This is a genomic window from Streptosporangium becharense (genome assembly GCF_014204985.1).
In the GTDB taxonomy this organism is placed as follows: domain Bacteria; phylum Actinomycetota; class Actinomycetes; order Streptosporangiales; family Streptosporangiaceae; genus Streptosporangium; species Streptosporangium becharense.
The window spans coordinates 3,528,831-3,552,480 of record NZ_JACHMP010000001.1 but is presented as its reverse complement, the minus strand read 5'-3'; the positions used below and the strand labels follow the sequence as shown (position 1 = coordinate 3,552,480).

At 72.1% G+C, this 23,650-nt stretch carries 21 protein-coding genes and 1 tRNA gene; 11 read left to right on the top strand and 11 right to left on the bottom strand.

The window, feature by feature from the left end; all coding sequences use genetic code 11:
* Window positions 1-114: 114 nt before the first annotated feature.
* A complete protein-coding gene (locus F4562_RS15400; protein ID WP_184537399.1) occupies window positions 115-1,680 on the top strand; it encodes a PP2C family protein-serine/threonine phosphatase in 1,566 nt (521 codons plus the stop codon).
* A gap of 112 nt (window positions 1,681-1,792) precedes the next feature.
* Here F4562_RS15400 and F4562_RS15395 read toward each other — a convergent pair whose 3' ends face one another.
* The gene (locus F4562_RS15395) at window positions 1,793-3,568 is read right to left on the bottom strand and encodes a S9 family peptidase (RefSeq protein WP_184537401.1); all 1,776 of its coding nucleotides are present in this window, start codon (window positions 3,566-3,568) and stop codon (window positions 1,793-1,795) included.
* 173 nt (window positions 3,569-3,741) lie between these two features.
* Entirely contained in the window at window positions 3,742-4,572 is an 831-nt protein-coding gene (locus F4562_RS15390) for a putative RNA methyltransferase (RefSeq protein WP_184537403.1), read from the bottom strand.
* An 83-nt stretch (window positions 4,573-4,655) separates the two neighbouring features.
* On the opposite strand from F4562_RS15390, the gene F4562_RS15385 reads away from it, so the two are divergent.
* Window positions 4,656-5,402 carry an MBL fold metallo-hydrolase gene (locus F4562_RS15385; protein ID WP_184537405.1) on the top strand — a complete coding sequence of 249 codons (747 nt, stop codon included), beginning with the start codon at window positions 4,656-4,658 and terminating at the stop codon, window positions 5,400-5,402.
* Window positions 5,403-5,428: 26 nt separating this feature from the next.
* On the opposite strand, the gene F4562_RS15380 is transcribed toward F4562_RS15385, so the two are convergent.
* A complete protein-coding gene (locus tag F4562_RS15380; RefSeq protein ID WP_184537407.1) occupies window positions 5,429-6,646 on the bottom strand; it encodes an MFS transporter in 1,218 nt (405 codons plus the stop codon).
* 69 nt (window positions 6,647-6,715) lie between these two features.
* On the bottom strand, window positions 6,716-7,297 hold the full coding sequence (locus F4562_RS15375) for a helix-turn-helix domain-containing protein (protein ID WP_184537410.1): 582 nt from the start codon (window positions 7,295-7,297) through the stop codon (window positions 6,716-6,718).
* 82 nt (window positions 7,298-7,379) lie between these two features.
* Here F4562_RS15375 and F4562_RS15370 point away from each other — a divergent pair, with 82 nt between their 5' ends.
* Complete coding sequence (locus tag F4562_RS15370; protein ID WP_184537412.1) at window positions 7,380-8,696, top strand: benzoate/H(+) symporter BenE family transporter; 1,317 nt, start codon at window positions 7,380-7,382, stop codon at window positions 8,694-8,696.
* A gap of 133 nt (window positions 8,697-8,829) precedes the next feature.
* Here F4562_RS15370 and F4562_RS15365 read toward each other — a convergent pair whose 3' ends face one another.
* Window positions 8,830-9,324: a hypothetical protein gene (locus F4562_RS15365; protein ID WP_184537414.1), complete on the bottom strand. Its 495-nt coding sequence runs from the start codon at window positions 9,322-9,324 to the stop codon at window positions 8,830-8,832.
* A gap of 196 nt (window positions 9,325-9,520) precedes the next feature.
* On the opposite strand from F4562_RS15365, the gene F4562_RS15360 reads away from it, so the two are divergent.
* The gene (locus F4562_RS15360; protein ID WP_184537416.1) at window positions 9,521-10,489 is read left to right on the top strand and encodes a magnesium transporter CorA family protein; all 969 of its coding nucleotides are present in this window, start codon (window positions 9,521-9,523) and stop codon (window positions 10,487-10,489) included.
* Between the two features lie 108 nt (window positions 10,490-10,597).
* Window positions 10,598-11,326 carry an HNH endonuclease family protein gene (locus F4562_RS15355; protein WP_184537418.1) on the top strand — a complete coding sequence of 243 codons (729 nt, stop codon included), beginning with the start codon at window positions 10,598-10,600 and terminating at the stop codon, window positions 11,324-11,326.
* Here F4562_RS15355 and F4562_RS15350 read toward each other — a convergent pair.
* On the bottom strand, window positions 11,323-11,460 hold the full coding sequence (locus tag F4562_RS15350; RefSeq protein ID WP_184537420.1) for a hypothetical protein: 138 nt from the start codon (window positions 11,458-11,460) through the stop codon (window positions 11,323-11,325). The two genes, F4562_RS15355 and F4562_RS15350, sit on opposite strands and share 4 nt — an antisense overlap.
* A 160-nt stretch (window positions 11,461-11,620) precedes the next feature.
* Here F4562_RS15350 and F4562_RS15345 point away from each other — a divergent pair, with 160 nt between their 5' ends.
* From F4562_RS15345 to dhbC, 4 genes are all read left to right on the top strand, one after another.
* Complete coding sequence (locus F4562_RS15345; protein ID WP_184537422.1) at window positions 11,621-12,907, top strand: aspartate aminotransferase type Ic; 1,287 nt, start codon at window positions 11,621-11,623, stop codon at window positions 12,905-12,907.
* A gap of 100 nt (window positions 12,908-13,007) precedes the next feature.
* Window positions 13,008-14,300, top strand: coding sequence for a HEAT repeat domain-containing protein (locus F4562_RS15340; protein ID WP_184537424.1), 1,293 nt, complete (start codon window positions 13,008-13,010; stop codon window positions 14,298-14,300).
* Window positions 14,301-14,581: 281 nt separating this feature from the next.
* On the top strand, window positions 14,582-14,812 hold the full coding sequence (locus F4562_RS15335; protein WP_184537426.1) for a hypothetical protein: 231 nt from the start codon (window positions 14,582-14,584) through the stop codon (window positions 14,810-14,812).
* 70 nt (window positions 14,813-14,882) lie between these two features.
* Window positions 14,883-16,082 carry an isochorismate synthase DhbC gene (gene dhbC, locus F4562_RS15330; protein ID WP_246473441.1) on the top strand — a complete coding sequence of 400 codons (1,200 nt, stop codon included), beginning with the start codon at window positions 14,883-14,885 and terminating at the stop codon, window positions 16,080-16,082.
* 241 nt (window positions 16,083-16,323) lie between these two features.
* On the opposite strand, the gene F4562_RS15325 is transcribed toward dhbC, so the two are convergent.
* Both F4562_RS15325 and F4562_RS15320 read right to left on the bottom strand, forming a co-directional pair.
* Window positions 16,324-16,397: transfer RNA gene (locus F4562_RS15325), tRNA-Pro, on the bottom strand.
* Window positions 16,398-16,431: 34 nt separating this feature from the next.
* Complete coding sequence (locus F4562_RS15320) at window positions 16,432-17,355, bottom strand: metallophosphoesterase (protein WP_311733789.1); 924 nt, start codon at window positions 17,353-17,355, stop codon at window positions 16,432-16,434.
* 80 nt (window positions 17,356-17,435) lie between these two features.
* On the opposite strand from F4562_RS15320, the gene F4562_RS15315 reads away from it, so the two are divergent.
* Window positions 17,436-17,891, top strand: coding sequence for a GatB/YqeY domain-containing protein (locus tag F4562_RS15315; RefSeq protein ID WP_184537430.1), 456 nt, complete (start codon window positions 17,436-17,438; stop codon window positions 17,889-17,891).
* Between the two features lie 181 nt (window positions 17,892-18,072).
* Here F4562_RS15315 and F4562_RS15310 read toward each other — a convergent pair whose 3' ends face one another.
* Window positions 18,073-20,328 carry a transglycosylase domain-containing protein gene (locus F4562_RS15310; RefSeq protein WP_311733790.1) on the bottom strand — a complete coding sequence of 752 codons (2,256 nt, stop codon included), beginning with the start codon at window positions 20,326-20,328 and terminating at the stop codon, window positions 18,073-18,075.
* Window positions 20,329-20,593: 265 nt separating this feature from the next.
* Here F4562_RS15310 and F4562_RS15305 point away from each other — a divergent pair, with 265 nt between their 5' ends.
* On the top strand, window positions 20,594-20,890 hold the full coding sequence (locus F4562_RS15305) for a WhiB family transcriptional regulator (protein WP_184537432.1): 297 nt from the start codon (window positions 20,594-20,596) through the stop codon (window positions 20,888-20,890).
* 154 nt (window positions 20,891-21,044) lie between these two features.
* On the opposite strand, the gene bagB is transcribed toward F4562_RS15305, so the two are convergent.
* Together bagB and bagA are read right to left on the bottom strand one after the other, a co-directional pair.
* Window positions 21,045-22,172, bottom strand: a complete 1,128-nt coding sequence (bagB, locus tag F4562_RS15300; RefSeq protein ID WP_184537434.1) for an ATPase BagB — start codon at window positions 22,170-22,172, stop codon at window positions 21,045-21,047.
* Window positions 22,169-23,173 (bottom strand): ATPase BagA, encoded by a 1,005-nt coding sequence (gene bagA, locus F4562_RS15295; RefSeq protein ID WP_184537436.1) that lies wholly within the window; start codon window positions 23,171-23,173, stop codon window positions 22,169-22,171. Before bagA ends, bagB begins: the two co-directional genes overlap by 4 nt.
* Window positions 23,174-23,650: the final 477 nt, after the last annotated feature.

The following is a 23,650-nucleotide window of genomic DNA, read 5'->3' as shown; positions in this document are numbered from 1 at the left end:
CCTTGACTCCCGGGGGGCGCGGCCGTGAGTCATCCCAGTCTGTCACGGTGCGCAATGTGTAGTCCCACCTTCGATTCACCCCACGTGAGCGGGAAGTGTGGTAGTCACGGAACAATGACCAGTGCTTCCCACGCCGTCCTGGCGGCGACCTTCGCTCCAGGAGAGACGGCCGTTCCCGCCGTCAGGCGGTTCACCAGAGAGGTGATGACCGCCTGGGCCGCCACGCCCGTGCTCGCGCCGGCGGAGCACCTGGCGGCGGAGCTGGCGGCGCAGGCGACCGACGTCCCGTTCGAGGTCGTCTGGAACCACCTGGGAGACGGCCTGCAGGTCGAGGTGCGCCAGAAGTGGACCTCCGACGACGACCCCGACGCCCCGCCCGCGCCGGTGCGGGGTGCCCCGCCCGTGCCGGTGGAGGAGTGGGGTGTCACCTTCGCCGGCCAGTGGCGCACCCACTGGGCCCGTATCGCGCTTCCCGGTGCCCCGGGCCGCCCCGCGGAGGAGTGGTCGGCGGAGGAGGAGCCCAGCCGCGGGCCGCTGTGGATGGGTTTCCTCGCCGACGCCAGCGACCTGCTGGCGGGAACCCTCAACCCGGACATGGTGCCCGCGATCATCTCCCAGATCGTGGTGCCTCGGCTGGCCACCTGGTGCGCCGTCTACACCTGGGGCGACGGCGGCGGCCCGCAGCGACCAGCCTACCTCTGGCACACCGATGAGCGGCGCATCGACGAGTTGCGCGAGGAGCTCGCCGCGGTCCGCGTCCCGCACGGCGGCGGCGCCATGCAGCTCGGCGACTCGCACGTGCTGGTGTTCCCGCTGCTGGCCCGGGGCAGGACCCTCGGCGCGATGTGCCTGGGCCGGCCCGACCGGTTCGCCGACGACGTCTTCCAGTACGCCGAGGACATCGCCCGCCGCGCCGCTCTCGCCCTGGACAACGCCCTGCTGTACGCCACCCAGGCGGCGGCCAACCGGGCGTTGCAGCGCAGCCTGCTCCCGCCCGACGAGCCGGGCGAGATCCCGGGCCTCGACCCCGCCGTGGTCTACGAGCCCGCGGGCGAGACCAACGAGGTCGGCGGCGACTTCTACGACCTGTTCGCGGCCGGTGACGGCTCCTGGCGGTTCGCGGTGGGCGACGTCTGCGGGACCGGTCCGGAGGCGGCGGCCGTCACCGGCCTGGCCCGGCACACCCTGCGGCTGCTCGCCAGGGAGGGGTACGACGTGGCGGCGGTCCTCGAACGCCTCAACCAGGCCATCCTGGACGAGGGCGACCGTGCCCGCTTCCTGACGCTGCTGCACGGGGAGATCACGCCCGTCGCGGACGGGCTGGACGTTTCGCTGGTCTCCGCCGGCCACCCCGAGGCCCTGCGGCTGCGGCCCAGCGGCGTCGTGGAGACCGTGGTGACCTCCCAGTCGCTGCTGGGGGTCTTCCCCGAGGCGTCGTTCGAGGCCGAGCTCGTCCACCTCGATCCCGGTGACGTGCTCCTCGCGGTGACCGACGGGGTCACCGAGCGCCGTCGCGACGGGCGGCTGCTCGACGACGACGGGGGCCTGGCCAAGCTGTTCGCCGAGTGTGTGGGCCTGTCGGCGCGGGCCGTCGCCGAGCGCGTCCGCCGTGCCGTCCAGGACTTCGCCCCGGAGCCGAGCGCCGACGACATGGCGATCGTGGTCCTGCGCGCCTGCTGAGCCCCGCGCGTGTCCGCCGGGTCCCGCCGCCGGGACCCGGCCCGTGCGGCGGACGGAGCACGGACGGGTCCGAGCCGGGCGGAGCGGGGACGGGGCAGATCCGATCGGGGCGTCAGGGAGACTGCGCGTCGGTTTTCACGTGCTTGCGGGCGAAGTCCAGCTGCGCCGCCATCTGCGCGATGCGCTCGGCGACGACCAGCGAGCCGTGGCCCGCGTCGTAGCGGTAGACCTCGTGCTCGTGCCCGCGTCCGGCGAGCCGGGTCACGTACGCCTCGATCTGGCCGATCGGGCAGCGCGGGTCGTTCTCGCCGGCGAGGATCAGCACCGGGGCCTCGACCTGGTCGACGTAGGTGATCGGTGAGGAGGCGGCGTAGCGTTCCGGCTGCTCCTCGGGGGAGCCGCCCAGCAACGCCCGGTGGTAGGAGCGCAGCGCCTCCGTCTCCTCCTCGTACGCCGCCCGGTGGTCGGCGATCGGCACCCCGGCGATTCCGGCCGCCCACATCTTGGGCTGGGTCCCCAGGCCGAGCAACGTGAGGTAGCCGCCCCAGGAGGCGCCGGCCAGCACCAGCCGGTCCGGGTCGCAGACGCCCCGCTCGACCATGGCGTCCCTGACGGCCGCCACGTCGGACAGTTCGATGTGCCCGACGTCGCCTGACAGGGCGTCCCGCCAGGCCGACCCGTACCCGGTCGAGCCGCGGTAGTTGACCCGTACGACCGCGAAGCCGAGGTCCACCCAGGCGGCCACCTGCGGCACGAAGGAGTCGTCGTCCTGCGCGGTGGGACCGCCGTGCAGCAGGAAGACCGCGGGGAAGGGACCCGAGCCGCGCTCGGGCCGGGAGACCAGCGCGTGGACCCGCCCACCCGGCCCCTCCACGTCGACGTCCTCGACCGGGACGGACGGCGGCGGGGTCGGGCCGCTGTGGTTCAGCACCACGTGGCCGCCGCTCGACCGGATCACCGGCGGGTGGGCGCCGCTGGACCAGGAGTACTCGACGGAGCCGTCGGGGCGGGGCACGGCGGCGTGGATCACGCCGTGCCGGGTCTCGATCGGGTGGAGCGCACCGCCGGCGAGGTCGTAACGGGTCAGGGTGGTACGACCGCGGTGGTCGCGCACGACGAGCAGGGATCGGCCGTCGTCGTACCACTCCGCGGTGATCTCGCCCGGGTCGCGCAGCCAGATCTCCCGCTGCTCACCGCTCTCGGGGTCCCAGACCAGGGGTTCGCGGCGGCCCCTGCGCTCGTGCAGGGCGAGCAGCCGCCGGTCGCCCTGCACGGGTGCGAAGCGCAGGCCCACGACGCCCTTGCCCGGGCCGTCGTGCAGGTCGCCGACGACGTCACCGTCGCGCCGGAGCACCCGCAGCGCGGGATGCCGGGAGTCGCCGTGCTCGCTGTGGCCGATCGCGATCAGGGAGCCGTCCAGGGAGACCGCGGAGACGGAGGCGGCCTCGGTGTGCTCGTAGAGCGTGCTCGGGGGCTCGCCCGGTCGTAGGAGATGGATGGTGAAGCCCCGGCCCGGCCTGGCCATGCCGATGACGGCCTCGCCCGTGGAGGCCAGCGCGATTCCCGCGGGGAAGCCGGGTTCCAGGTCGACCGGCTCGTCGGGGCCGCCGTCGAATGGCTGGCGCATCCATCGGCCCCACTCGTCGCCGTCGGTGTCGCAGAACCACCAGATCCACCGCCCGGTGGGGTCGATCTCGGCGTGCGAGGTGCCCTTGGGCCGGGCCGTGGCCTGGCGTACGGACCCGGACCGGCGGTCCCAGGCGTAGATCTCCCAGGTTCCCGAGGCGTTGCCGCGGTAGAGGGCCCGGCCGGGCGCCTGGCGCGCCCACGCGGGAAGTGTCACGCGCGGCGCGCGGAACCTGGCCTGCCAGCGCTCCTCCGCCTTCATATGGCGCTTCCCTCCGTCAAGGCAGTGGCCGCACGCCTCCAGGCGTGGGCTCGCCGGATTGCGGTCCAGTATGTCGCCTTCACAGAGCATTCGCTGGAGTAACGCCCGGGAATTTATAACTAAATGCCACATCAGTCACACTGGCCCCAAATAGGATTAAGTGCCCGGCTTGCCTATTGACGACGGCCGAAGACGGACATCTGGAAAGAGGCCGTGACGAGACTTTTCATGGGGAGTTCTTCGATCTTTCGCCGAACGGCCGCCGTGTCCAGGTGCCAGGCGCTGGGACCCATACCGGCCACCGCCTCGACCGCCGCGTGCCCGAGCGTCATCTCGAACTCGACGGTGCTCCGCCCGGTCTCGACGAAGTGATCCCCCAGGCTCTCCGCCACCCGCCGCTCCTTCGACGCGTCCACCGAGAGGAGGCCCAGCCGCTCCACCAGCGGGGCGAGGTGCCTCGCGGTGGGGGTGACGACGATCAGCTCGCCGTCCTCCCGGAGGACGCGGGCGAACTCCGCCCCGTTCCGGGGAGCGAACACGTTGAGGAGCACGTCGATCGTGCCGTCCGCCACGGGCAGCGGCCGCCACACGTCGGCCACCACCGCCCCCAGCCGGGGATGTGCCCGGGCGGCCCGCCTGATCGCGTGCTTGGAGATGTCCAGCGCCAGCCCGACGGCCCCGGGCAACCGGTCGAGCACCCCGGCGAGGTAGTACCCCGTCCCCGCCCCCGCGTCCGCCACCGTCTTCGCGCCGTCGCGGCACGCGGCGGCGACCGCCTCCGCCAGCGGGCCGAAGTGCCCGGCGCCGAGGAAGGAGTCGCGGGCCGCGACCATGGCCGCGCTGTCGGCCGTGCCCGGTGCCTGGGACCCGGTCAGCAGGCTGACGTACCCCTGCCGCGCCAGGTCGAAGGCGTGCCCGAGGACGCACCGGACGACCCGGCCGTCCAGGTGCAGGCCGCCCGCGCAGACGGGGCAGCGGAGGTGGTCGACGACGTCTGCCAGCATTCCCCCATCATTCCCGCTCCCGGCAGCGGCCCGTATCGTGGTGGCTCCGCCGGCCCATCCCGGCGGAGAACGAACGGAGAGCGATGCCGCACCAGCCCGTGACGGTCGCCGGGATCGAGGTCTTCCCGCTGTGCGACGCCGTGGGGCCGATGGGGGACGCCATCCGGCGTCCGCTGCCGGAGATGTTCCCCGGCGGCTGCCACGGTGAGTCCGGCGAGTGGATCCTGCACTTCCACTGCTACCTGCTGCGCGACGGGGCGGGCCGCACGGTGCTGGTCGACACCGGCGTCGGCGGCGACGACTCGCCCGCGTCGAGCTGGGCGCCGGTGCCCGGCAGGCTGCTCGCCGAGCTGGCGCACGTGGCGGTGAGCCCGGAGGCCGTGGACGCCGTGGTCATCACGCACCTGCACAGCGACCACGCGAGCGGCGCGGTGACCGGCGGGTCACCGGTCTTCCCCAACGCCCGGCACGTCCTGCAGCGCGCCGAGATCGAGGCGGCGGACGAGTCCGTCCTCGACCACGTCATCCGGCCGCTGGGCGAGCGGGTGCAGGCCGTGGACGGCGGGGCCGAGGTGCTGCCCGGTATCCACGTGCTGCCCACGCCGGGGCACACGCCGGGTCACCAGGTCGTCCGGGTCGGGGACCTGGTGCTGACCGGAGACGTGGTGCTCCATCCGGTGCAGTTGGAGAACCCGCGGGTGCCCTACCTCTACGACGCCGATCCGGAGCTGGCCGCAGCCACCCGCGCGGAGCTGCTCGACCGGGTGAGGGCGGAACGGGGCATGATCGGCACCGCCCACTTCGCCGAGCCCTTCGTCAGGCTCGGCTGACGGCTGCGTCTGCCCGTCGCGCGGCCTCAGGAGCCCGTCCGGGCCATCAGGAGACGCCGGGCCTTGCCCCGGTATCGGAGCACCTGGACGGCGCCCAGTGCCCAGATCGGGTACTGCGTGGCGAACGCCCACCGGAAGGCGTCCAGGCCGCTTCCGCCCGTCACGTCGAGGACGGCGCCGACCATGGCGATCACCGACATCGACGCGACGAAGCCGCCGCCGTTCACGATGCCGGTGGCCGCGCCGATCCGGGTGACCGGGTTGAAGGTCCTGGCGTAGTCGAAACCGATCATCGACCCGGGGCCGTTGGCCGCGAGCACCACCACGAGCGCCACCAGCAGCCAGAGCGGGGCCCGCCCCGGCCAGACCAGCACCGCGGTCCAGGCCCCCGCGGTGGTGCCGATCACGATGAGCACCATCCGGGAGCGGTGGAACGGGAAACGCCCGGCGAGGTGGCCGAGCAGCGGCCCGCACACCATGCCGCACAGGGTCAGCGTGGTCAGCAGGACGCCCGCCGTCGCCGGGGTCAGCCCCTGGCCCTGGACCAGGAACGGATACCCCCACAGCAGCAGGAACGCCGCCGCCGAGCACTGGGTGGCCGCGTGGGTCCACATGCCCAGCCGGGTGCCCGGCTCGGCCCATGCCGCCTTCAGGCCGGGCGGCTCCCCCGTCCGTTCGGGACGGGCGTCGCGCAGCACCGTGAGCAGCAGCAGTGCCGACACCACGCCCAGGATGGCGGCTCCCAGGAACGTGGGCGTCCAGCCGTAGGCGTGCAGCGAGTGGATGAGGGGGACCGCGGAGGCGACCGCGCCAAGCTGGCCGAGCAACCCGGTGATCTGCACCATCACCGGGTTCCTGCGGGGGGAGAAGGTCAGGTTGACCAGGCGGATCACGCTGATGAACGTCATCGCGTCCCCGCAGCCGATCAGAGCGCGGCCCGCGATGCCCGGCAGCAGTCCGTCGGCCAGCGCGAAGACGAGCTCGCCGCAGGCCATCACCGCGGCCCCGAGGACCAGCATGCGCTTGGACCCGAGTCTGTCGACCAGCATCCCGACGGGCACCTGCATGCCCGCGTAGACCAGCAGTTGCAGCATGGCGAGGACGGACAGGCCGGCCGGGCTGACGTCGAGCCTGGCCGCGGCCTCGATGCTCGCGACGCCGAGCGACTGGCGATGGAACACGGCGATGACGTAGGCCAGTACACCTGTGGCCCAGAAGAGGACAGCTTTGGACCCTGGTGTCATAGGTCAAATATTACGTTTATCTATTTTTATGGGAGAAATCGGGTCACAGGCTTTCGCTTCCCGGCGGCGTCAGCGACGCGGGTAGCGCATGAGCAGGCTGGCCTGGACGTCCTCCTCGCCGAGGACGGTGTAGGAGTGCGGGACATCCGACCGCCAGGAGATGTGCTCACCGGGGCCGGCGCGCAGAGGCGCGTCGGCCGGTCCGGCGCTGAGCGTGCCCGCGAAGACGGTCACGTGCTCGGTGACCCCTTCGTGGTGGGCGGGTGAGACCTGCGGTACCCCGGGCCGGATCACCAGCCGGTAGAGCTCGTAGGTGACCCCCTCGTCCGCGAAGACCTCAAGCAGCGTCCCCCTGACGGCGGTGCCATGGATGACGGGGCCCGGGGCCGGGGGCGTGCCCCGGGACGCGGGGCTGCCGATGGCCGTCGCCAGCGGGATGCCGAGCTCGCCGGTGATCGCCCAGAGGGTCTCCAGGGTGGGGTTGCGGGTGCCGTTCTCCAGGCCGGAGAGCGTGGCCTTGCCGATGCCCGCGCGACGGGCGAGCTCCGACAGGGAGATACCGCGTTCCTCCCGTAGTGCACGGATCCGTCGGCCGATGTCATGTGCGTCGCCGTCCGTAGCGAGACGAGGGCTTTGTGATCCGAGGTTCATGAGGCTATCGTGCAACACGGCCCTGTTCCGTATACGGAACGATCGATCGGTACGCCACATCGGCCCGGTGAGGACGGATGAGATGACACGCCTGCTCCAGCCCGTCCTGGCCGGGGTGACGACCGCGGTGGTCGGCTTCGCCAGCTCCTTCGCCGTGGTGCTGGCCGGCCTCCGCGGGGTGGGGGCCGACGAGCGGCAGGCGGCGTCCGGGCTCCTCGTGGTCTGCGTGGCCAGCGGTGTGGTGGCCGTGTGGCTGGGGCTGCGGCAACGCCTGCCGATCGTCATCGCCTGGTCCACCCCGGGTGCGGCGCTGTTGGCGGCGACCGGCCCCGTGGCGGGCGGCTTCCCCGCCGCGGTCGGCGCGTTCGCGGTCTCCGGGCTGCTCGTCATCACCGCCGGCCTCTTCCCCGCGCTGGGCCGCTGTATCGCGGCCATCCCGGCCCCGATCGCCGGGGCCATGCTCGCCGGAGTCCTGCTCGACCTGTGCCTCGCACCGGTCAGGGCGCTCGGCGAGGTGCCGTCGATGGCCATGCCCACCGTGCTGGTCTGGGCGTTGCTGAACCGCTACGCCCACACATGGGCGGTGCCGGGAGCCCTGGTCGTCGCCGTGGCCGCCATCGCGCTGTCCGGGCCCGAACTGGGGGCGGTCGACGCCCGGCCGGTGCTGGAGGCGACCGCCCCGTCGTGGAACGCCCAGGCACTGGTCACCATCGCCCTGCCGCTGTTCCTGGTCACCATGGCCTCGCAGAACGTGCCTGGCATGGCGGTCCTGGCCGGGTACGGCTACCACCCGCCGTTGCGTGGCATCCTGGTCTCCACCGGCCTGGCCGGTGTCGTGGGGGCGCCCCTGGGCGGCCACGCGGTGAACCTCGCGGCCATCAGCGCGGCCCTGTCCGCCGGGCCCGACGCCGACCCCGACCCGGCACGCCGATGGGTCGCCTCGGTCACCGCCGGCGTGTCCATGATCGTCCTGGGGGTCGGTTCCGGACTGGCCACCGCGCTCGTCGTGCTCTCCCCGCCGATGCTGATCGAGGCCGTCGCCGGGCTGGCCCTGCTCGGCGCGCTCGCCTCGGCGATCACCTCGGCCGTCGCCGAACCCGAGGGCAGACAGGCGGCGATCGTCACCTTCGTGGTCACCGCGTCGGGCCTGACGATCCTCGGCGTGGGGGCCGCCTTCTGGGGTCTCGTCGCGGGCGGCCTCATGACGCTCACCCGGCGCCGGCACTCCGGAGCCGCGCCGGCCGCCGGGCGGGCCGGACCGGGCGGGAAGACGCGGGAGGACCGGCCGGACGACGCGACCCGGCCGGACGACGCGGCGCAACCGGACGACGCGGCGCAACCGGACGACGCGACCCGGCCGGATGACACGGCCCGGCAGGCGCGGCAGCCGGCGGGGTGAGAGACCGGGCGAGGCGGGTGGCGAGACCGGGGGCGGACACGGATCCGCCGGTGCGGCGGGAGCCACACCGGCGGAGGGCGGAAACAGGCGGAGGGCGGAACGCGGGGGGCGGGGGCGGGGTGACCCGGCTCCGTCACCGCCGCTGGTCCGGGCGGCCGTGGCGGCCGGCCACGAGCTGGTCGGCGGAGTGCTGGCGGGGCACCTCGACCCGCGGGTGCGGCGCCGTGTTCTCCAGCCGGTCGTCGACGCCGTCGCGGTCGCGGTCGACCCCGGGGGCGGCGGCCGACGGGGTGGTCGCGGGCGGGGTGGCGGGGGTCTCCTCGAGCTTGCGCTCCAGCTCCCGCTTCTCCTCCTCCAGGCGGGCGACGCGGTCACGGGCCTCGGCGCGGGAGGCGTTCAGCCGGCGACGACGCGCGGCCGCGCGCCGCATGCCGGCGAACATGACCGCCAGGCCGAGCAGGAAGACCGCTCCGGTGGCGACACCGGCGAAGAACATCTCCAGCTGGGTGAACTGGAACGTCCGGTCGAAGACCGTGAACGACGCGACGGCGGTCGAGGCCGCGGTCTCGTCCCACGACACCGCGACGACGGTCGCGCCCGCGAGGACGATCAAGAGTAGTCCGAGCACTATCATTTGACCTCTTCCCCAGGCTTCACATGTTGTGGTGAATGCTGCTGCCCGGCGGGAAGGGGATTATTCGTCGGGCCCCGCGGTTCCGTGGGCCATGCCGGACACACCGGCCGCGTACGGAGTGGAATACCGGAAGAAAAGCCGGATTTCCCGAACGTTTGCGAGCGCGGGTCGGAGGTTAGTGTTGACCGACATGGACCGCACCCGCCTTTACCGCAACGGCGTCCTGGAAGCCGAGGGCTTCCCCATCGACGACGTGTCCGAATACGTGAAAGACCGGTCCGCCGTCGTCTGGTTCGACCTGTGCTCACCCACACCGGCGGACCTCGCGAAGATCAGCGAGGAGCTCGGCCTCCACCCGCTGGCCGTCGAGGACGCGATCCAGCCCCGTCAGCGGCCCAAGCTCGACACCTACGACAGCCACCTGTTCATCAGCGTCTACGCGACGAAGCTCGTCGGGCACCGGATCGACTTCATCGAGATGTCGATCTTCGTGACCAAGAACGCCCTGGTCACCGTCAGGGAAAGCCCCCTCTTCGACATCGACGAGGTGATCAGGCGCTGGGACGCCAGCTCCGAGATGGCCAGGTACGGCGTGGCGTACCTTCTGCACGGCCTGCTCGACACCGTGGTCGACGGCTACTTCGACGTACTGCAGGCGATGGACGACCGGATCGAGGAACTGGAGGACGACCTCTTCCAGGACAACCCCCGGGACACGCCGCACATCCAGCGCCGGACCTTCGAGCTGCACAAGAAACTGGTGCGGTTCCGGCGGCTGGCCGTGCCGGTGCGCGAGGTCGTGGGCAGCCTGCTCCGCCGGAGCGGCGAGGTGGTGAGCCCTCCGCTGACCCCGTACTACCAGGACGTCTACGACCACACCCTGCGTGCGGCCGAGTGGGCCGACTCCCTGCAGGAGCTGACGGCCAGCGTCCGCGAGGCCCACATCAACCAGCAGGGGTTCCGGCTCAACGACATCATGAAGCGGATCACGAGCTGGGCGGCCATCATCGCGGTGCCCACGATGATCACAGGTTTCTACGGGCAGAACGTGCCGTATCCCGGCTACAACCATCCGCTCGGCTTCTGGACGTCCACGATCGCGATCGTCGTGGGCACCGTGCTGCTCTACCGGGCGTTCCAGAAACGGGGCTGGCTCTAGCGGCCGAGCCCCGGCCGCCGCGCGTCCCGCACCGGACGTGCCCGTGTCAACCGGGAGACTTCCGGGAATCGGCAAAGAAAGGGCCGGCGGACCCTCCGGGAGGCATGGGTGAGCACGCGGGGGGTGGTCACCGTGGCGCTGGGCGCCGCGGTGCTGTTCTCACTGACGACGCACGACGACACCCGGGCGACGTCCGGCGGCCCCCCGGTGGCCGCCGTGCCGCTGGACAACCCGCGCGGCACGCGACCCGGCCTGGCCCCTGTCCGCTCGGCCGCCGACCGGGCCGCCGCGGTCAGGATGATCAAAAGGCTCCGGGTCGGGCGGATGGGGCCCAAGGCCGGCTACGACCGCGCCAGGTTCGGTGAGAACTGGGCCGACACCGCCCGCGGCGTGCCGTACGCCCGCAACGGCTGCGGCACCCGCAACGACCTGCTCGCCCGTGACGGCGAGGACGTCCGCTACCGGGCGGGGTCCGACTGCGTCGTCGTGTCCATGAGGCTGCGCGACCCCTACACCGGCCGGGACATCCGGTGGAGCAAGCGACGCTCCGACGAGATCCAGGTCGACCACGTGGTCCCGCTGTCGTACGAGTGGCGGATGGGCGCCTCCCGCTGGCCGATGTCCAAGCGGGTGCGCATCGCCAACGACCCCCTCAACCTGCTCCCGGTGTACGGCGACGCCAACGAGGCCAAGGGCGGCTCGGGACCTGCCTCCTGGCTGCCCCCGGTGCGCAGGGTCCGCTGCGCCTACGTCGTCCGTTTCGCCCAGGTGGCCGTGAAGTACGGCCTTCCGGTGACCCGCGCCGACAAGAGGGTCATGCTCGCCCAGTGCCGTTAGAGGCCGTTCCCGCCGGCGCGGGGTCCGGCCGGGGCGAGCCGCCGTTCCGGGATCTGGAGGCCGCTGCCGGGCACGATCCGCGGGATCTCGCCGTTGAACGCCCAGCTCCCGACCCGGACCATGACCTCCGCCATGCCGGAGATCCTAGGGGGATACGGGCTGATTGTCGGGATCCGAGACGTGGCACCGGGTCACGGGCCGGTTTCCGGCCGACGTGACCGGTCTTCTATCCTTCGGAAAACCGGCCCCCGTCCACGTCCGGGCCGATCCCGACCAGCAGGCGAAGGAACTTTCGTGAGCACTCCGGCCCTCTCGGCCCTGCCCCTCGACGAGCTGACCGCCCAGCGGGACCAGGCCCTGCGCGACTACGAGGCACTCGTACGGCGCGGTCTCTCCCTCGACCTCACCCGGGGCAAGCCCTCGGCGCGGCAGCTCGACCTCTCCGCGGGCCTGCTGGACCTGCCCACCGGCCACACCGCCGCCGACGGCACCGACTGCCGCAACTACGGCGGACTGCAGGGCCTCGCCGAGCTGCGGGAGATCTTCAGCGGCCCGCTCCAGGTGCCCGCCGCGCAGCTGGTCGCCGCCGACAACTCCAGCCTGTCGCTGATGCACGACTCGATCGTGCACGCCATGCTCGGCAAGGTGCCCGGGGCCGAGCGCCGCTGGGCGGACGAGCCGAGGATCGCGTTCCTGTGCCCCGTGCCGGGCTACGACCGCCACTTCGCGCTCTGCGAGCGGTTCGGCATCGAGATGATCCCGGTCCCGATGGACGACCAGGGGCCCGACATGGACGTCGTGGAACGCCTCGCGGGCGGTGACCCGCAGATCAAGGGCATCTGGTGCGTCCCCAAGTACAGCAACCCCAGCGGCGTCTCCTACGGCGACGAGACGGTCCGCCGGCTGGCCGCCATGCCGACCGCGGCCCCCGACTTCCGCATCTTCTGGGACAACGCCTACGCCGTCCACCACCTCACGGACACCCCGGTGGAGATCGCGGACATCCTGGCGCTGTGCGCGGAGAACGGCCACCCCGACCGCGTCTTCGTCTACGCCTCCAGCTCCAAGATCACCTTCGCCGGCGCGGGCGTCTCCTTCTTCGGCTCGTCCCCGGCCAACGTGGCCTGGTTGCTCGGGCACACCGCCAAGCGCACCATCGGCCCCGACAAGGTCAACCACCTGCGTCATGTCCAGTTCCTCCGGGACGAGGAGGGCCTGGCGGAGCACATGCGCCGGCACCGCGACCTCATCCGGCCGAAGTTCGACGCGGTCGAGGCCATCCTCGCCAAGGAGCTCGGCGGCTCCGGCCTGGCGACCTGGTCCACCCCCGAGGGCGGTTACTTCATCAGCCTCGACGTCCTCGAAGGGTGCGCGCGCCGGGTGGTGAGCCGGGCCGGGGAGGCGGGCATCGCCCTGACCCCCGCGGGCGCCACCCACCCGTACGGCGACGACCCGCGCGACAGCACCATCCGCATCGCCCCCACCTACCCCGAACTGGACGAGGTGGAGCTCGCCATCTCCGGCCTGGCCGTCTGCGTGCGCCTGGTCGGGATCGAGAAGCTCCTGGAACAGGCCGGCTGATCCCCGCACGCCGCACAGCGGCCCCGCGTCCCGCGTCCCGCGTCTCGCGGAGCATGATCCCCGCCGGAACCCGGCGGGGAACGGGTGCACAATCGTCGGTATGAGAACGGGATCGACCGCCGTGGCGGACATCGACTGGTCGGGGTTGTTCCATGCCTACGGGCGGGCGTCGGACACGCCGGGTCACCTCCTGGCGCTGGCCGGGGACGATGAGGAGGCGCGGGGCGCGGCGGTCGACCACCTCTGGGCCGCGGTGATCCACCAGGGCACGGCCTGGTCGGCGACGCCGCCCGCGGCGCTCGTCGTGGCGGGTCTGCTGTCCGACCCCCGGACACACGACGCCTCCCTCCCGTCCGGCTCCGAACCGCGGCCCCTCCGCGTCGACCTGCTCGGTTTCCTCGGCGCGGTCGCCGAGGCGGCCCGGCCGGACATCCCCGAGGACGAGGTCAGGGCGGCGGCCTTCCCCGCGGGCCGCGGGGAGGAGGAGGTGGCCGCCGCGCTGCGCACGATGCTCGCCGACGACGACGCCTGGGGCGAGGACGTCGGCGAGTACCCGGACCACGAAGACGAAGAGGACGAAGAAGGAGAAGAGGAAGAAGGAGAAGAGGAAGTCTGGGACGAAGAGCTCACCAGCGCGCTCCTGGCGCGGGTCGTCCTCGACATCCGGGCCGTCGCGCCGGCCCTGTACGAGCCCGTCCTGTCGTGTCTCGACGACGCCGACCTGCGGGTGCGCACCGCCGCCGTCGGAACCCTCGCCGCCCTCGCGCTGATCCCCGGTGTCGTCGACCGGCCGGCCGAGGTCGTCGGCCGTCTGGAGGAGGCCGCCCGGCTGGCGGCCGGCCACGACGAGCGCGCCGTCCTGGTGCTGGCGCTGGGCGAGCTCGGCGCCGCCCCGCGGGAGTTCCTCGCCGACCCGCACCCCGCCGTCCGGGCCTGCGCGGCACTCGCCCCGGCGCTGGACGGCGACGCCGCCGCGGCCCGCGAGGTCCTGTCCGCGCTGGCGGACCCGGCCGCGGCGGACTCCTGGCTCAGCGTGCGGCCACGCCAACTCTCCGGGCACCTGCGCTTCGCCCTCGTCGCCACGGCGATCAGGAGGGCGGGCTCCTTCGAGGAGCTGCTGCCCGCCGCCCTCGGCGTGGCGGCGATGACCACCCAGTGGACGGTCGACTCCGACTGGGGCCCGCTGCTCGCGGCCGCCTTCCCCGAGCCTCTCACCGCGTCCGGCTCCCTGACCGGCGCGCAGCGGAGCTACCTCGAAGCGCTCGTCGCCAACGACGACCTCTGGAGTGAGACGGCGGGCAACCCCCTCGTCTGGTTCAAGAACGCCGGCCTCACCTACGACCGCGCCGCCTGCCGGGCCCTGCTCGCCGGGTCCACCGGCTCCGCCGGGTGACCTGACCGGCGGGCGGGCCCATGGCCGGCCCGCCGGTTCCCCACGACCATCCGCCACCTCCCCATGCCCGCCCGCCGGTCCTCCGTGACCTCCCCGCCGGTTCCCGCGACCCGCCCGCCGGGGCGGCCTCGCACCCCGTCCGGCCGGTGCCACGCAGGCGGGACACCCCATGAAACGGTAAAGAGTAACTGCGCGTTTTCACTGCGCGACCCAGAGTGATGGTACTAACCTGCCTATCAGCGCAGAACGGCGGAGGCGAGGTCGTGGTGGGGGAGGGCACGGTGGCCGTGGCCACCGGTGCGGTGCAGGAGGGCGACGACGCCCCGGCTCGCATCTTCGCCGTCAACGCCGGAGGCGTCCCCCACCTGCCCCGCGCGGTCGTCCGCCGGATGACCCCCCGCGAATCCGGGCCGGTCATCGCCACCGGCTCCGGCGTCGCGGGCGTTCCCCAGGCCGGCAGGCCGGTCCGCGCCGCACCCGGGGCCGACCGAGGCACCGCGCTCCGGTTGTAGCGCGCCCGGCCGCCCGGCCGCCCCGCCCGTTCCACCCTTCGGATCCCCTCCCGACAGGAGAGTTCTCACCATGTCGCCGAACCATGCCCGCACGAGCCGCGTGGCCCTCACCATGCCCCGGACGCCCGACCCGCTGTGGGAGTACGAGCCCGGCGCCTTCTTCTTCACCTCGCCCGCGCGGACCCTGCTGGCCAGGGGGGTCCACCGGGAGGTCCCGGGCCCGGGGGCGGCCGGCCTGCCCGACCGCGTCGCCGCAGCCCTGCGCGAGGCGGAGGAGGCCGGGCTCGTCCATCCCCTCGTGGTGGGGGCGATCCCGTTCCGCGACGACCGGCCCGCCCGCCTGCTGGTGCCCGCCGAGGTCCGTTGGACGGATGCCCCGGCCGGGTCCCAGGCCGTCCCCGAGCCGGTACGGGGCATCTTCACCGAGTTGGGCCCGGTCCCCGACCCCGGCGACTACATGCGCGGCGTGGAGAAGGCACTCGACAAGCTGACCGCCGGGGAGCTCAAGAAGATCGTGCTGGCCCGGGCCCTGGACGTCACCCTGGGCCGTCCGGTCGACGTCAGGCAGGTCCTGCGCAACCTGGTCCGGCGCGACCCGCAGGCCTACGGCTACGCGGTCGACCTGCCCTCGCGCACCGCCGCGCCGCGCACGCTGCTCGGAGCCAGCCCCGAACTTCTCGTCTCCCGCTCCGGGCGGCGGATCGCCACGAACCCGCTGGCCGGCTCCGCACCCCGTGACCCCGACCCCGCCGCCGACCGCGAGCGGGCCCGTGCCCTGCTCGCCTCCGACAAGGACCTGCGCGAGCACGCCCTGGTGATCGAGAACGTCGTGGAGGCCCTGCGGCCGTACTGCCGTGAGCTGTCCGTCCCCGCCGGGCCGTCATTGCTGTCCACCGCGTCCATGTGGCACCTGTCGACCCGGATCACCGGCGTGCTCGACGATCCCGCGGTCACCTCGCTGGAGCTGGCCACCGTGCTGCACCCCACCCCGGCGGTCTGCGGCACGCCCGCGGGTGCCGCGCGCCGCGCCATCGAGGAGATCGAGCCGTTCGACCGCGGCCTGTACGCCGGGCTCGTCGGCTGGTGCGACGCGACCGGCGACGGCGAGTGGGTGGTGACGATCCGCTGTGCCGAGGTCGCCGACCACCGCCTCAGACTGTTCGCCGGCGCCGGGATCGTCGCCGGTTCGGTGCCGGAGACCGAGCTCGCCGAGACCACCGCCAAGTTCCGCACCATGCTCCGCGCCGTCGGCCTGGACCACGACCGCTGACGGAGATGATGGAGACGAGCGCCTCCCGGCAGGGTCTGCCCGACCGCTGACCGACTTCGGGTCTTCGGCGGGATCTGCCGGCCCTGGCCGGGGGGCTCGTGCGCACTCACCGGACGTGGCGTTGTGGCCCCACCGCTGCTTCGAGAGCGATCCGGAGGCGTCGTCACGCGGTCAGTCGCTCACCCAACGCAGAAGGCCGCTTCCGGTCTTCGGAAGCGGCCTTCTGACTGGCCTTGCTGGGTCGGGGTGGCGGGATTTGAACCCACGGCCTCTTCGTCCCGAACGAAGCGCGCTGCCAAGCTGCGCTACACCCCGGTCGCACGCCGGTCTTGCTCGTGCTTCGGAAAGTCTAGCGGACTTCGGGGGTGCTTGCGCCGCCTCTGCGGCGGGGGACCAGAGTGAGGAGGCTCGCCTCGGGATAACAGGCGAAGCGGACCGGGGAGTAAGGGCTGGTCCCGAGGCCCGCCGAGACGTGGAGGAAGGCGGATTCGTGCCGGCTCAGGCCCTTGACGCGGGCACGGTCGATTCCGCAGTTCGTGACCAGGGCACCGTAGAACGGGACGCAGACCTGGCCGCCGTGGGTGTGACCGGCCAGGAGGAGCTGGTAGCCGTCGGCGGCGAAGCGCGACATGTTGCGGGGCTCGGGCGAGTGCATCACCCCCAGGCGCAGGTCGGCCTCCGCCGGTGCCGGGCCGGCGATCAGGTCGTAGCGGTCGAGGTTGATGTGGGAGTCGTGGATGCCGCCCACGGCCACGTCGAGGTCGCCGACCTTGATCCGGGCGGTGGTGTTGTTCATGTCGAGCCAGCCCTCCGCGGCCATGGCGGCGCCCAGTTCCTCCCAGGGGAGTGAGGGGACCTTCTGGCCGTAGTCGGCCTTGGAGGTGCGCCAGAGGTACCGTGCGGGGTTCTTGGGCCGTGGCTCGTACATGTCGTTGGAGCCGTAGACGAACAGGCCCGGCCGTGCCAGCAGTGGCTCCAGGGCGTGCATGAGGGGTGCGACCGCCTCGGGGTGGGCGATGGAGTCGCCGGTGTTGACCACCAGGTCGGGGTTGAGCGCCCCCAGCGAGCGGACCCAGTTGATGAGCATGCTCCTGCCGGGGGTGAGATGCAGGTCCGACAGGTGCAGGATGCGCACCGGACGCTGCCCGGGTGCCAGCACGGGGACGTCGAAACGCCGCAGCCGGAACGCGTTGCGTTCGACGACCGAGGCGTAGACGAGGCCGGCCAGACCGGCGCCGAACAGGGACAGGGGAATCGCGGCTGCTTTCCTCACCCCCTCATCATGCCTGAGATCGGCGCGTCGGACGGAAACTCGGGATACAGCGGGGCTGGTGAGGCGGCAAGATGGACCGCATGAGCGCATTGAAGGACAAACTGAGGGCCGATCTCACGGCCTCCATGAGGAATAGGGACGAGGTCCGCACCCGCACGCTTCGCATGGCCCTGGCGGCCGTGAACGTCGAGGAGGTCTCGGGCAAGGCGGCGCGTGAGCTGACCGACGACGAGGTCCTCAAGGTGCTGACGAAGGAGGCCAAGAAGCGCCGCGAGGCGGCCGAGGCGTTCACCGGCGCCGGACGCGCGGAGCAGGCCCAGGCCGAGCTGGACGAGCAGGCCGTGCTGGAGGGGTACCTTCCGGCTCAGCTCTCCGACGAGGAGCTCGCCGCGATCGTGGACGAGGCCGTCGCCGAGAGCGGCGCATCCGGACCGCAGGCCATGGGGCAGGTCATGAAGCTGGTGAACCCGAAGGTCGCCGGCCGCGCCGAGGGTGGCCGCGTCGCCCAGGTCGTCCGCGCCAGGCTCTCCTCCTGATCTCTCCGGCCCTCGCGGCCGGCCCGGTGGCGGGAGCCGCGCGGCGGGCTCGGCGGTGTGAGGCCGCACGGCCGGCCCGGTGGGTCCGTAGGACCGGTCGCCGGCCCGTGTGACGGCGGGAGCCCTCCTCCCCGAGCCCCTCGAAGGGGCCGGGAGGAGGGCTCCCGCCGTTGTCACCGGGTCATCGGGTGACGATCGGGATGCTCCCGCCGCCGTTGCGTCCGCCGTCGTTGCCCGGCCAGAACGTGCCGCCGTTGCCGTCCTCGCCGTCGCCCGGCCCGTCGGGGCCCCGGTCGCCGCCGTCGTCGTCGCCCTCGGGCTTCGGCGGGGGCTTGGGTGCGCACCGGCCGGCGGAGCAGCCGCCGAAGCGATCCATGTTCACCGGGGTGAAGGGGGTCGCCTTGACGCCCTTGAGCGCGTCGATCATGGAGTACTTCCAGATGCGGCCGGAGATCGTGGCGCCGTAGACGTAGCCGTAGTACTGCCCGCCGATGTTCACGTTGAGCAGGGGGTGCTTGAAGGCGCCGCGCGGGTCGCCGATGCTCACCGCGGAGGCGAGGTCGGGGGTGAACCCGGCGAACCAGGCGGCGGTGTAGCCGTCGGTGGTGCCGGTCTTGCCCGCCGCCGGGCGGCCGATGCCGCCGTACTGGCTCATCGTGCCCTTGGTGAACACCCCGGACATGATGTGCGAGGCCGCGTCGGCGACCTCCTCGTCGAGCACCTGCTTGCACTCCGGCTTGTACGGCGTGGCCTTGCCGTCACGGTCGACGCTCTCGGTGATGACCATCGGCTTGCAGTAGGTGCCGCGGGCGGCGATCGCCGCGTAGGCGCCGGCGACCGTCACCGGGTCCATCTCGTTGGGGCCGAGCGTGAAGGTCTCGACCTCGGCCAGCGGACGGCCGTCGGCGCGCTTGATGCCCAGCCGCTTGGCCATCTTCACCGTCTCGCAGAGCCCGACCTCCTCCTCCAGGCGCAGGAAGAAGGTGTTGACCGAGCCGAGGGTGCCGGTGGTCAGGGTCTTGAAGCCGCCGCCGCCCTCACTGGAGTTGCTGACCGTGTGCTTCGGGTCGCCGACCGCGTTGCCCTTGCAGTCGCGGAAGGCGCCGTAGCTCGGCGCGTTGTAGCCGGAGCCGGTGGTGAAGCCGTCGTTGAGCTTCATGCCCTGTTCGAGCGCCGTCAGCAGGGTGAAGGGCTTGAACGTGGACCCCGCCTGGAACCCACCGCCGCCACCGTGCGCCGCGTCGCCGACGAGGTTGTAGCTGATCTCGTTCTTCTTCTTGTTCCCGCCGAACTTGCGGCTGGCGGCCATCGCCTTGATGGCGCCGGTGCCGGGGACGACCATCGCCTGTGCGGCGACCGGCTTGTCGCTGGTCTTGACGAACTGCTTGATGGCCTTCTCCGAGGCCTTCTGCGCCTTGCGGTCGAGCGTCGTCTTGATGACGAGGCCGCCCCGCTCCAGCGTCCGCTCGCGCTGCTTGCGGGACTTGCCGAAGGCCTCGTTCGTCAGGAGCTCGTGCTGGACGTACAGGCAGAAGTAGGGGTAGTCGCTCTCCTCGCAGCCACCGGGGGCGGGGATGTCCTTCCAGCCGAGCTTCTTCTTCTTGGCCTCGTCGGCCTCCTGCTGGGTGATCTTGCCCAGCTCGGCCATCCGGTTCAGCACGACGTTGCGCCGCTCCAGCAGCCGGTCGCGGAAGGCCTTGCCCCGGCTGGGGTCGGTCTGGCTGGGGTTCTGCACCGCTCCGGCCAGGGTCGCCGCCTCCCACAGGTTGAGCTTGGAGGCGGGCTTGTCGAAGAAGCGCCTGGACGCGGTCTCGATGCCGTAGGCGCCCGCGCCGAAGTAGGAGATGTTCAGGTACCGCTCAAGGATCTCCGACTTGGTGTACTTCTCCTCGACGGCCAGCGCGTGACGCAGCTCGTTGAGCTTGCGGGAGAAGGTCGGCGCCACCGCGGCCTCCTGCTCCTCCTTGGTCTCGGCGCTGTTGAGCAGCACGAGCTTGACGTACTGCTGGGTGATGGAGGATCCGCCCTGGATGACCCCGCCACCGGAGACGTTCTTCACCGCCGCGCGGAAGGTGCCCTCCAGGTCGATCGCCCCGTGCTCGTAGAACCGGTAGTCCTCGATCGCGACGATGGCGGTCTTCATCACGTCGGCGACCTGGTCCAGCTTGACCGACTCGCGGTTGCCCTCATTGAAATGGAACTGGGCGAACTGCTTGCCGTCGGCGTCGAGCAGGGTGGTCTTCTCCGGGAGAGGGGGCTCCTTGAGCTCCTCGGGGCGGAGCTGTAGCTCGTCCGTCGTGGCGTTCACCGTCATTCCCGCGCCGCCCACTGCAGGGAGTGCCACCGCGGCGACCAGCACGCCCGTGGCGATCGACGCGCCGAACAGCTTGACGACCTTGACGACCGCCGACCCCTGATCTTTGCCTTGAGCTTGCACAAATCCAAGGGTACGTCGGGCGGGTGACCCAAACGGTCACGGACCACCATTTTGCCGTGACGGTCCCCTGCGCAGGGACGGGGTGACTAGTCATTCCCGGCCAGATGGCCGTGGATGACCATGTGAGAATTTGGTCCCGCCGGGGTCTGTCGGCCCGAACGTCTGATTGCGTACGTTCTCTTTCTGCAGCAATTGAATACCGAGGCCCGACGCCCGCGCCCGTCGGCCCAAGTCACGACTGACCACCTAAGGGGAGTGGGGTCGAATGTGGATCACGGATTGGACCTCCCGTGCGGCCTGTAAGGGTGCGGATCCTGACGCGTTGTTCGTTCAGGGCGCTGCCCAGAACCGAGCAAAGCTGATCTGCCGAGGATGCCCGGTCCGGACCGAGTGCCTCGCCGATGCGCTGGACAACCGCATCGAGTTCGGGGTGTGGGGCGGGATGACCGAGCGCGAACGCCGAGCGCTGCTGCGCCGGCGACCTGACGTCGACTCCTGGCGGGAACTGCTGGAGATGGCCAAAGAGGAATACGAGCGGACCAACGAGCTGATCGCCGGCTGAGTTCGCGCACACGTGTACGGCCGGCGCCGGGCGCCGGCCGTACACATGTGTCAGGAGCCGATGCCGTGCCCGGTGAACCGTGGCCGGCGCGTGCCGCCCATCCGACGCCGGGCAGCGTGTCCGGCGGGTTCGGCGGGCCGGAACGCGCCGGTCGTCACTGGGCGGCCAGGAGGCGGCCGACCTCGCGCAGCCCGTCCAGGTCGTGCACGTCCTCCGACATGGCGGTGACCCGGGCGACGGGCACCGTGGGGTGGGCGGAGAAGAAGTGCTCCTGCTCGCGCTGCTCGCGGGCGACCAGGTGCATGCGGTCGGCGTGCAGCCGCAGCACGGCCGAGGTCAGCTCGTGCTCGCCGCGTGAGTCCAGGTCCTCCGCCGCGGCGGCGCTGCGGGCCGCCGACAGCGCGGCCGCGGGTGAGTGGTGCACCCGGTTGACCACGAGCCCGGCCAGCGGCATGCGCTCCTCGGCGAGCCGCTCCACGAAGTAGGACGCCTCACGCATCGCGTCGCGCTCGGGCGAGGCCACGACGACGAACGCGGTTCCGGGTGCCTGCAGGAGCTGGTAGGTCTGCTCGGCGCGGGCCCTGAACCCGCCGAAGACCGCGTCCAGCGCGGAGACGAACGTCTGCAGGTCCTTGAGCACCTGGGCCCCCAGCAGCTTGGTCAACGCCCCGGCGACGATACCGAAACCCGCGTTGAGCAGCTTGAACGCGCTCCGTCCTCCAGCCTTGGCCGGGGCCATGAGCAGCCGGATGAGCCGGCCGTCGAGGAAGCGGCCGAGCCGTTCGGGCGCGTCGAGGAAGTCGAGTGCCGAGCGGGACGGCGGGGTGTCGACGATGATCAGATCCCATTCGCCCGACCGGCGGAGCTGGCCGAGCTTCTCCATCGCCATGTACTCCTGCGTGCCGGAGAAGCTCGACGACAGGGACTGGTAGAAGGGGTTCGTCAGGATCTGGCGGGCCCGCTCGGGATCGGCGTGCGCTTCGATGATCTCGTCGAAGGTCCGCTTCATGTCGAGCATCATGGCGTGCAGATGGCCCTCGCCCGACACGCCCGTGACCGGCCGGGGGACGTTGTCGAGCTCGGTCAGCCCCATCGACTGGGCCAGGCGCCGGGCCGGATCGACGGTGAGCACCACGGCGGAGCGCCCGCGCTCGGCCGCGCGCAGGCCCAACGCCGCGGCGGTGGTGGTCTTGCCGACGCCGCCGGAGCCGCAGCAGACGATGATCCGGGTGCCCGGGTCATCGATGATCGCGTCGAGGTCGAGGACCGGCGGGGTCTTCACGCTGCTCCCTGGGTGCGGATCGATTCTGCCAGCTCGTACAACCCGGACAGGTCCACCCCGTCGGCCAGCAACGGCAGCTCGTAGCGGGGACGGCCGGAGGTGTTCAGCGTCGCCCTCTCGCGACGCTCCAGCTCGCCGCGGCGGGCGTGCTCGGCGATCTCCTCGGTCAACGCCTCGGCCACGCTGACCGCGGCCGGGCCCCCGTCGGTGAGCCCGGCGACCTTCAGGCCGAGTATCAGCTCGGACGGGTCGAAGCGGTCCTCGGCGGCGGCGTCCAGAACCGACGCGGGAAGCCGCGACTCACGGACCATGTTGGTGAAGATCCCGCCCGGCGGCAGCCCCGCCTCGCGCAGCTCCTGCAGGCCGTCGAGGGTCTCCTGGACCGGCATTTCCTCCAGGAGCGTGACGAAGTGCACCGCGGTCTCGGGAGAGGACACGACGCCGTTCACCAGGTCGGCGTGGTTCTTGATCGGACCGACCCTGGCCAGCCCGGCGACCTCGTTGGTGACGTTGAGGAAACGCGTGATCCGGCCGGTCGGCGGAGCGTCGAGCACGACCGCGTCGTACACCCTTCGGCCGTCCTTGCCCTTGCGCCGGACGGCCTCGCTCGTCTTGCCGGTGACCAGGACGTCGCGAAAGCCCGGCGCGATGGTGGTGGCGAAGTCGACGACGCCCATCTTGGTGAGCGCCTTGCCGGCCCGGCGCATGCCGTAGAACATCTCCAGATATTCGAGCATGGCCTCCTCGGGGTCGACGGCGAGCGCGTAGACGTCCCCGCCGCCGGGCGCGACGGCGATCTTGCGCTCCTCGTACGGCAGCGGCGGCAGGTCGAAGACCTGGGCGACCCCCTGCCGCCCCTCGACCTCGACGAGAAGGACCTTCCGGCCGCCCGCGGCGAGGGCGAGGGCGAGTGCGGCGGCCACCGTGGTCTTGCCGGTGCCGCCCTTGCCGGTGACGACGTGAAGGCGTACGCCGTCCCAGTCGGTGTCGCGAGCTTTCACGTTTCGAAGGCTACCCAACGGTTACTTGACGACTCTCCGGACCCTTGACCGTGAACCCCCCGCGGCGACCCCCACGACGGGGGTTCCGTGACCCGCCGGAGCCGGGTCCGTTGCGCCGCGGCGGCCGTCCGCCGCGCGGGAGGCGCACGCCCGCTCACCGCTGCGGGTACCCCATGCCCGAGAACCGCGCTGGTCAGCGCCTTATGTCCGGTCCGTCGCCCCGCGGCCGTGCCGTACCCGGGCCGGGGGCCGGCCGAAGGGGCGGCCGGACGGGACGCCGCCGGCCGCGGCCCTAATCGATGGGGTGCGGAAAGTAAATATGCCGATTCTCACAGGGCTCTCATAGGGCGCCGACCCTGCTCGTGGGGAGCCGGCGCGGTTCCGTCCCGGCGTCGCGAGCCTGGCCGCGGACCGGCGGCGGGCGTGGGGAGGCCCTCGGGGACCGCCCGGCGGGCGGGGTCTCGCTAATGTGTCCCG